Annotated in this window: 7 protein-coding genes; 6 read left to right on the forward strand and 1 reads right to left on the reverse strand. The window is 38.9% G+C overall.

Going from position 1 to position 9,804, the window contains the following annotated elements:
- Nucleotides 1-138 precede the first annotated feature (138 nt).
- The gene (locus B7695_RS01425; protein WP_000821238.1) at nucleotides 139-723 is read right to left on the reverse strand and encodes a rhomboid family intramembrane serine protease; all 585 of its coding nucleotides are present in this window, start codon (nucleotides 721-723) and stop codon (nucleotides 139-141) included.
- A 200-nt stretch (nucleotides 724-923) separates the two neighbouring features.
- On the opposite strand from B7695_RS01425, the gene rpsU reads away from it, so the two are divergent.
- The 6 genes from rpsU to B7695_RS01455 all read left to right on the forward strand — a co-directional run.
- Nucleotides 924-1,100 carry a 30S ribosomal protein S21 gene (gene rpsU, locus B7695_RS01430; protein ID WP_000048054.1) on the forward strand — a complete coding sequence of 59 codons (177 nt, stop codon included), beginning with the start codon at nucleotides 924-926 and terminating at the stop codon, nucleotides 1,098-1,100.
- A gap of 129 nt (nucleotides 1,101-1,229) precedes the next feature.
- Nucleotides 1,230-2,165, forward strand: a complete 936-nt coding sequence (hprK, locus tag B7695_RS01435; RefSeq protein ID WP_192855704.1) for an HPr(Ser) kinase/phosphatase — start codon at nucleotides 1,230-1,232, stop codon at nucleotides 2,163-2,165.
- Nucleotides 2,158-2,946: a prolipoprotein diacylglyceryl transferase gene (lgt, locus tag B7695_RS01440; protein WP_084889419.1), complete on the forward strand. Its 789-nt coding sequence runs from the start codon at nucleotides 2,158-2,160 to the stop codon at nucleotides 2,944-2,946. Before hprK ends, lgt begins: the two co-directional genes overlap by 8 nt.
- Nucleotides 2,947-3,330, forward strand: a complete 384-nt coding sequence (locus B7695_RS01445; protein ID WP_000895038.1) for a DUF948 domain-containing protein — start codon at nucleotides 2,947-2,949, stop codon at nucleotides 3,328-3,330.
- Nucleotides 3,331-3,345: 15 nt separating this feature from the next.
- On the forward strand, nucleotides 3,346-3,738 hold the full coding sequence (locus B7695_RS01450) for a YtxH domain-containing protein (protein WP_084889420.1): 393 nt from the start codon (nucleotides 3,346-3,348) through the stop codon (nucleotides 3,736-3,738).
- 481 nt (nucleotides 3,739-4,219) lie between these two features.
- On the forward strand, nucleotides 4,220-9,804 hold a 5,585-nt coding region (locus B7695_RS01455; protein ID WP_084889421.1), incomplete at its 3' end, for a G5 domain-containing protein.

Genomic DNA, 9,804 nt, shown 5'->3' on the forward strand with positions numbered 1-9,804 from the left:
TAAAAGAAATTTTTCTGTAAATTCCCGTAACAGTTGTCGATATTTCATATAAAAAGGTATCCAATAGAAAATTATTAAATGTCTGTAAACTGTGATATAATCGTATTGACTATTTTTTATGATACTATACGATTTTTATTAAGACAGTCGATAGTTGTTGATGCTGGAAACCATGATATAACTGGCAATTCCTGACATGTGAAGAAAGGTTGAAATCCAGCCTGTTATATTTGGTAGAAGCATGGTGAGAGATAGAACGATTAAAAGGATATAAAATAGTTTTAATCCTAAATTGAAATTTTTCCATATACTAAACATATTCATCACCCCACCCGTTACAAAAGCATAGCCAATAGCAGAGATACCCGATGCCTGAATTTCTTGATTCTGTGTTAATATATGGAATGCAATTGAAGATATTATCATAGAAGTAATAAAAACTAAAAATACATATTTTGATCCCCTTTTATACTCCAATAGCCCACCAAAAGGAAGTAACATTAAAGTATTTAAAACTAAATGAAACCATATAAACCATACTGGTGCTTCTTTACTTCCATGCATAAATGTACCACTAAAGTATTGCCAACAATAAATTGGCTTTGAATGAAATGCAAATAAGTCATACATTACACTTCCCAAAAAGGTAGTAAGAATTCCTAGCAATAAACAAATTACAACTAAAATACTGACCACAGGGCAAATTTTTATGATTCTTTTCATGTTATAGATTCACTTCTAAATAATACTAATTTTTGCTAATCAATATGTGCCACTATTATATCATTTTCATCTATAAATGTTAATCAATTTTAACAAGATTAAAATTGAAGATAATATAAGTTTATGGCAGTTTTTTCTTGACAATTATTCCTTTTACGTGTAAAATAGAATAGATCTTGAACTTGAAGGGAGTGAAAAAAATGTCTAAAACAGTAGTACGTAAGAATGAATCTCTTGACGACGCACTTCGTCGTTTCAAACGTGCGGTTACTAAAGCTGGTACTCTTCAAGAAACACGCAAACGTGAATTCTATGAAAAACCTTCTGTAAAACGTAAACGTAAATCAGAAGCAGCTCGTAAACGTAAAAAATTCTAATTAGAAATGAAAGGCTAGAGAAATCTAGTCTTTTTCTTTTAAATAAATACTTCAAAGCCTGCAAAAATCTCAAATATCCTACTACAATTTGATATAATAGAGAGAAGAACTCATTTGAAGGAGGAAATGATGTCGGTTTTAGTAAAAGAAGTGATTGAAAAGCTTAGACTAGACATTGTCTATGGCGAACCAGAATTACTTGAAAAGGAAATTAATACCGCGGACATTACGCGACCTGGTCTTGAAATGACTGGCTATTTTGACTATTATACGCCTGAGCGAATCCAGCTCTTGGGGATGAAGGAGTGGTCCTACCTCGTTTCGATGTCCTCTCACAACCGTTACCAAGTCTTGAAAAAAATGTTTCTACCTGAGACACCTGCGGTAATTGTTGCCCGTGGTTTGGTGGTTCCGGAGGAAATGTTAAAGGCAGCCAGAGAATGTAAGATTGCCATTTTAACCAGCCGTACGGCAACCAGTCGTTTATCTGGAGAGTTATCTAGCTATCTGGATTCACGTTTAGCAGAACGGACCAGTGTGCACGGTGTCTTGATGGATATCTATGGAATGGGTGTCTTGATTCAGGGCGATAGTGGAATCGGTAAGAGTGAGACAGGTCTAGAGCTTGTCAAACGTGGTCACCGCTTGGTAGCTGATGACCGTGTCGATATTTTTGCCAAGGACGAGATTACTCTTTGGGGTGAACCGGCTGAAATCTTGAGACACCTGATTGAAATTCGTGGGGTTGGGATTATCGATGTCATGAGCCTCTACGGTGCCAGTGCTGTCAAGGACTCTTCACAAGTCCAGCTGGCTGTTTATTTGGAAAATTACGATACACATAAAACCTTTGATCGTCTGGGAAACAATGCAGAGGAACTTGAAATTTCTGGCGTAGCCATTCCTCGTATTCGTATTCCAGTTAAAACAGGTCGTAATATCTCTGTCGTGATTGAGGCTGCTGCCATGAATTATCGTGCTAAGGAAATGGGCTTTGATGCGACGCGTTTGTTCGAAGAACGCTTGACAAAACTTATTGCTCAAAACGAGGTGCCTAATGCTTGATCCAATCGCTATTCATCTAGGCCCTCTAGCTATTCGTTGGTATGCCTTGTGTATTGTAACAGGCTTGATTCTTGCGGTTTATTTGACCATGAAAGAAGCGCCTAGAAAGAAGATCATACCAGACGATATTTTAGATTTTATCTTGATTGCCTTTCCTCTGGCTATTTTAGGAGCCCGTCTCTACTATGTCATTTTCCGTTTTGATTACTATAGTCAGAATTTAGGAGAGATTTTTGCCATTTGGAATGGTGGTTTGGCCATTTACGGTGGTTTGATAACTGGGGCTCTTGTACTTTATATCTTTGCTGATCGTAAACTCATTAATACTTGGGATTTTCTAGATATTGCAGCGCCTAGCGTCATGATAGCCCAAAGTTTGGGTCGCTGGGGCAATTTCTTTAACCAAGAAGCCTATGGTGCAGCAGTGGATAATCTGGATTATCTACCTGGTTTTATCCGTGACCAGATGTATATAGAGGGGAGCTACCGTCAGCCGACTTTCCTTTATGAGTCTCTATGGAATTTACTTGGCTTTGTCTTGATTCTGATTGTTAGACGAAAATGGAAGAGTCTCAGACGAGGTCATATTACTGCTTTCTACTTGATTTGGTATGGTTTCGGTCGTATGGTCATCGAAGGCATGCGAACAGATAGTCTCATGTTCTTTGGCCTTCGAGTGTCCCAATGGGTATCAGTTGTCCTTATCGGACTAGGTATTTTTATCATTCTATATCAAAATCGAAAGAAGGCCCCTTACTATGTTACAGAGGAGGAAAACTAAATGTTAGAAGTTGCATATATTCTTGTAGCCCTTGCTTTGATTGTATTTTTAGTGTATCTGATTATCACTGTACAAAAGCTTGGACGTGTTATTGATGAAACAGAAAAGACGATTAAAACCTTGACTTCAGATGTGGATGTGACCTTGCATCACACCAATGAATTGCTGGCTAAGGTTAATGTCTTGGCAGATGATATCAATGTCAAGGTGGCAACGATTGATCCACTCTTTAATGCTGTTGCAGATTTATCTCTATCTGTTTCAGACCTCAATGACCATGCGCGTGTCTTAAGCAAGAAAGCTTCATCAGCTGGTTCAAAAACACTCAAGACTGGGGCAAGTTTGTCAGCTCTGCGTCTTGCCAGTAAATTTTTCAAAAAATAAAAAAGGAGAATCCTTATGGGTAAACTATCCTCAATCCTTTTAGGAACCGTTTCAGGTGCAGCTCTTGCCTTGTTTTTAACAAGCGACAAGGGCAAACAAGTTTGCAGTCAGGCTCAAGATTTTCTGGATGATTTGAGAGAAGATCCAGAGTATGCCAAGGAGCAGGTCTGTGAAAAACTGACAGAAGTTAAGGAGCAGGCTACAGATTTTGTTCTGAAAACCAAAGAACAGGTTGAGTCAGGTGAAATCACCCTTGATACTATCCTTGAAAAAGCAAAATGTTGCGCTCATCAGGCAACAGAAGCTTCTAAAGAGACCTTGAACAGTTTCAAAGAACAACTGGAAGAAAAAGTGGTTGTGGAAGAACAAGAAGGTCAAGAAATCGTCATCGAGATTCAAGAAGATTAAAATCAGCATACCGTTTCTTGGTTTTTTATAAAATCAAGAAATGGTTATTTTTTTCCTTTAATGAACCCTTTGTGATATAATGGCAGTATAGAACGTGCAATATTTTGATTTATTCCATAATATAGTAAAATTTTAATAGCAGGTTATTGATTGTCATACGGATGGGGAAATGGACCTAGATGATAAAAGAGAAAAAGATAACCTTGGTTCTTTTTTACAGAGTTGTTTGGTAGTCTAAAATAAGCGGTTCTGTCCGTAACCTAAATAACCCGTCTGATGAACTGGGTGACTGGGTTGAGCTATTACAACAAATAGTAATTTAAAAATTGAAAGGATTTAAAATGTGATGTATTAAGCGATGTATTAAAGTATAGTAAAGTTCCTAAATTTTAGGAGATGAAAAAATTATGATTTTGTTAACAGAAAATGTTAGCGTTTTCTATATTGTGTATGAAAAATAGTTAGAAAGAAATTTGATTAAATGAAAGATATTTTTAATAAGCGACAACGTTTTTCGATTCGAAAGTTTTCTGTTGGAGTGGCATCTGTACTAATAGGGGTTTCCTTATTTGCTCCGACTCAAGGAGTCTTGGCTTCTACGGAAAATTCTCTACCTTCTGTGGAGAAAAGAGAAGCAGTGCAACCTATATTAGATAATCAAAATAATCCTTCTTCTGAGTTAGATACCAGAGATGTTCCAATAGGATCTACAAGGACTACAGAACCCGGCAGATCTGGGGATACAGAAAATAATAGTTTGACCACAAGGGATTTCGTGGCGGGTGAAGACAGATCAAGCACTCCAGCGGTGAGAGCAGCATCAGTTCCCTCTTCCGATATTAAAAAATATGAATTGACTGAGGAAGATGCTAAAAAAATCAAAGCAGGAATAATCGGTTCAGAAGGTGATAAGTATGATAGCCTATTACTAGATGGAGAACAGTTAAAACCGAATGGTTATACAGATAACGATTATTTGAGTGATAAAGATGAAATCTATATTTATGAAAAAAATGGGAAAAAGTATGTAGGCTATAACAGTCATCCGTTACTAGAAGATACTGATGGTGATGGTATTATTGATAGTGACGAAAAGTCAGATGAAAAATTAAAATGGAACGTAAGCGAGCGCGATATGATTATGTTCATGGAATTGTCCTACCGTGATGATGCTTATATTGATAAAGTTTTAAATCATAAGAAGATATTAACAGAGGCGGACTTATATAAAAAGAGTGGTGATACAAAGCCGCGCTATGAGTTCATGATGATGAATAATGAATTAGCTCCTTATTGGAAAAGAAAGAAAAGCTATCATACATCTAGCGGACTAGATGCAGTGTTATTTGAAACAAAGAGTGATTTTCCGTTTTTACCAAATGGCACTGCTCAAGTATTAGCGTTTCGAGGAACAAGTGATGGGAAAGATATTGTGGCTGATGGAGTACTTGGAACAGGTAGCAATCCTCAGCAAGGGAAAGACGCAGAAGAGATTATGCGGGAACTGGCTAAGGATAAGAGTATCACCAATCTTTATCTAACAGGACATTCTTTAGGAGGATATTTGGTTCAGCGTGCCATGGTTGAAGCCTATGAGTTGGCATATTCTGACAGAAGAGTCATGTCTAATAAAGAACAGTTGGCTTATAGAAACTTTTATGATAATGTATTAAAAAAAGGAACAACATTTAATGCTCCAAAAGTAAGAACAGGTCTTTTCTCCTCATCTGAATTTTGGCAAAAAGGTTTGGATAGTAAAAAAATAGCTAAGGCTGGGAAAATGACTCATTATATAGTCGATAATGATTCCGTAATAGGGAAAAGTGTGAGTAATGATAGAGATGTTGTTATAAATGTTGGACCAACAAGAGGAGGTCATAGCTCACGTTCTTATTTTGAAAATGATCTGATTAATAGGGAACCGAAATTCATATCAGGAAAACGTGTTTCTTTAGATGGGATAGGTTTTCGAAATCCTAAGATTACTACAGCCAAGTCTCTAGAAAAAGTTGGCGAAACTGCTGTATACAGTAAACGCGGAGATGACATCATTAAGTCAACAACTGTTAGTATCAAAGATCCTGATACAGGACAGATTACTAAAAATACACTTGATGAAGTGTTCAAGAAAGATGGTGCCAAATCAACAGTTGTGGTTACGTCACTTGAGCCAATTGTTCGTTATGAAAAAGACGCAACGAAGGTCAAAGGTGAAGCTAATGTAACAACAGCTGGTACTTCAGGTACTAGAACAGTAACCACAACCTATACTGTGAATCCGACAGATGGTAGCCTTGTTCCACATGAAGAACCGGCAGTAGTAGTCCCATCAAAACCGACAGTAGTCAAAGTCCCAGCTAAGGATGAGGTTGCATACCTCAAAGAAGGCGATGATGTGGTTAAGAAGACTACAACTTACGCGGTCAATGCCAGTACAGGTGCTCTTACTCCAACAGAAAAAAAGGAAATCTTCAAACAAAATGGTGCCAAGGCTAAGGTTGTTGTTACGCCATTACAGCCAAGTGTTCGTTATGAGAGAGACGCTACGAGAGCTAAAGGCGGAAAAAATGTAACAACAGCTGGTACTTCAGGCACTAGAACAGTCACTACAACTTATACTGTGAATTCGACAGATGGTAGCCTCATTCCGCATGAGGAACCGGCAGTAGTAGTCCCATCAAAACCGACAGTGGTCAAAGTCCCAGCTAAGGATGAGGTTACATACCTCAAAGAAGGCGATGATGTTGTTAAGAAGACCATAACTTACGCGGTCAATGCCAGTACAGGTGCTCTTACTCCAACAGTAAGGAAAGACGTTGCCAATCCAAAAGGTGCCAAATCTAAAGTTGTGGTTACACCACTTAAGCCAAGTGTTCGTTATGAAAAAGACGCAACGAAGGTCAAAGGTGAAGATAAAATCACAGTAGCTGGTACTTCAGGTACAAGCACAGTAACTACCACCTACACGGTTAATCCTACAGATGGTAGCCTCATTCCGCATAAGGGCAAACCCGTTATCAAACAGTCAACTCCTACAGTGGTCAAAGTCCCAGCTAAGGATGAGGTTACATACCTCAAAGAAGGCGATGATGTTGTTAAGAAGACCATAACTTACGCAGTCAATGCAAGTACGGGTTCCCTTACCTCAATAGAGAAAAAGGAAGTGTTCAAGCAAGATGGCGCCAAATCTAAAGTTGTTGTTACGCCAATCGAGCCAATTGTTCGTTATGAAAAAGACGAAAGTCGTGACAAAGATTCAGAACCAGTTAGAAAAGAAGGAACTCCTGGAGAAGACACCATCACCACAACGTACACAGTAGATCCTAAGACAGGAGCTATTACTCCAACAGTAGGCAAGCCAGTTCGTACGAAAGAACCGACTAATACTATTATCAAAGTTCCAGCGAAGGATAAAGTGGAAACAACCGAACTCCCATCACCTAAGAAATACGTAAAAGATGATACACGCGACAAAGGCCAAGACAATGTAGAAGAAGTAGGACAAGCGGGTTCACGCACAACAACAACTACTTACGAAGTAAATCCAGAAAATGGAACCATTACAGAAAGAGTAGGAGAACCAGTAGTAGTAAATCCAACAGCAACAATTGTCAAAGTCGCAGCGAAGGACAAAGTAGTAGAAACCCCGATTGAACCAGAAGTTGAGTATGTTAGAGATGGTGAACGAGAAGTTGATACACCTAATGAACGCGTTGAAGGAGCTAAAGGTAAAACAGTTACAACAACCACTTACGATGTAGATTCAAACGACGGTCATATCACAGAACACGTTGGTAACCCAGTCGTCACCCCAGCAGGTAAGACAATCGTTAAAGTAGGAGCTAAAACTAAGGTTGAACAATCTAAAGATTCTGAAGGTCGTGATGTGATTGATACCACTACCTATGCAGTTGATCCAAAAACAGGTAAGGTAACTCCAACAACCGTTCGAACTTATGGAACAACAAAAGAACCAACAGTTGAGAAGAGAGTAGTACCATCACTTGTTGTCTATGAAAAAGATGATACGAAAGAAAAAGGTACAGCCCCAACTACTGTTAAAGGTGAAGATGGTGAAGACACTATCACAACAACTTACACTGTTGATCCTAATACTGGAAAGATTACAGCAAGTGAAGGTCACCCAGTTCGTACGAAAGAACCAACTAATACTATTGTCAAAGTCGCAGCGAAGGATAAAGTAGAAACAACAGAACTACCATCACCTAAGAGATATGTGAAAGATGATATACGCGACAAAGATCAACCAAATGTGGAAGAAGTAGGACAAGCGGGTTCACGCACAACAACAACTACTTACGAAGTAAATCCAGAAAATGGAACCATTACAGAAAGAGTAGGAGAACCAGTAGTAGTAAATCCAACAGAAACAATTGTCAAAGTCGCAGCGAAGGATAAAGTAGTAGAAGCACCAATTGAACCAGAAGTTGAGTATGTTAGAGATGGTGAACGAGAAGTTGATACACCTAATGAACGCGTTGAAGGAGCTAAAGGTAAAACAGTTACAACAACCACTTACGATGTAGATTCAAACGACGGTCATATCACAGAACACGTTGGTAACCCAGTCGTCACCCCAGCAGGCAAGACAGTCGTTAAAGTTGGTGCGAAAACTAAGGTTGAACGGAATAAGGATGACCAAGGTCGCGATGTGATTGATACCACTACCTATGAAGTTGATCCAAAAACAGGTAAGGTAACTCCAACAACCGTTCGAACTTATGGGAAAACGAAAGAACCAACAGTTGAGAAGAGAGTAGTACCATCACTTGTTGTCTATGAAAAAGATGATACGAAAGAAAAAGGTACAGCCCCAACTACTGTTAAAGGTGAAGATGGTGAAGACACTATCACAACAACTTACACTGTTGATCCTAATACTGGAAAGATTACAGCAAGTGAAGGTCACCCAGTTCGTACGAAAGAACCAACTAATACTATTGTCAAAGTCGCAGCGAAGGATAAAGTAGAAACAACAGAAATCCCATCACCTAAGAAATATGTGAAAGATGATACACGTGACAAAGGCCAAGACAATGTAGAAGAAGCAGGACAAGCGGGTTCACGCACAACAACAACTACTTACGAAGTAAATCCAGTAGATGGAACAATTACAGAAAGAGTAGGAGAACCAGTAGTAGTAAATCCAACAGCAACAATTGTCAAAGTTTCAGCGAAGGATAAAGTAGTAGAAACCCCGATTGAACCAGAAGTTGAGTATGTTAGAGATAGTGAACGAGAAGTTGGCACACCTAATGAACGCGTTGAAGGAGCTAAAGGTAAAACAGTTACAACAACCACTTACGATGTAGATTCAAACGACGGTCATATCACAGAACACGTTGGTAACCCAGTCGTCACCCCAGCAGGCAAGACAGTCGTTAAAGTTGGTGCGAAAACTAAGGTTGAACGGAATAAGGATGACCAAGGTCGCGATGTGATTGATACCACTACCTATGCAGTTGATCCAAAAACAGGTAAGGTAACTCCAACAACCGTTCGAACTTATGGGAAAACGAAAGAACCGACAGTCGAGAAGAAAGTAGTACCATCCCCTGTTATCTATGAAAAAGATAGCACGAAAGAAAAAGGTACAGCCCCAACTACTGTTAAAGGTGAAGATGGTGAAGACACTATCACAACCATTTACACTGTGGATCCTAATACTGGAAAGATTACAGCAAGTGAAGGTCAACCAGTTCGTACGAAAGAACCAACTAATACTATTGTCAAAGTCGCAGCGAAGGATAAAGTAGAAACAACAGAAATCCTATCACCTAAGAAATACGTAAAAGATGATACACGCGACAAAGGCCAAGACAATGTAGAAGAAGCAGGACAAGCGGGTTCACGCACAACAACAACTACTTACGAAGTAAATCCAGCAGATGGAACAATTACAGAAAGAGTAGGAGAACCAGTAGTAGTAAATCCAACAGAAACAATCGTTAAAGTCGCAGCGAAGGATAAAGTAGTAGAAACACCGATTGAACCAGAAGTTGAGTATGTTAGAGATAGTGAACGAGAAGTTGGCACACCTAATGA

The sequence above is a fragment of the Streptococcus mitis genome (assembly GCF_002096845.1).
Taxonomy (GTDB): domain Bacteria; phylum Bacillota; class Bacilli; order Lactobacillales; family Streptococcaceae; genus Streptococcus; species Streptococcus mitis_A.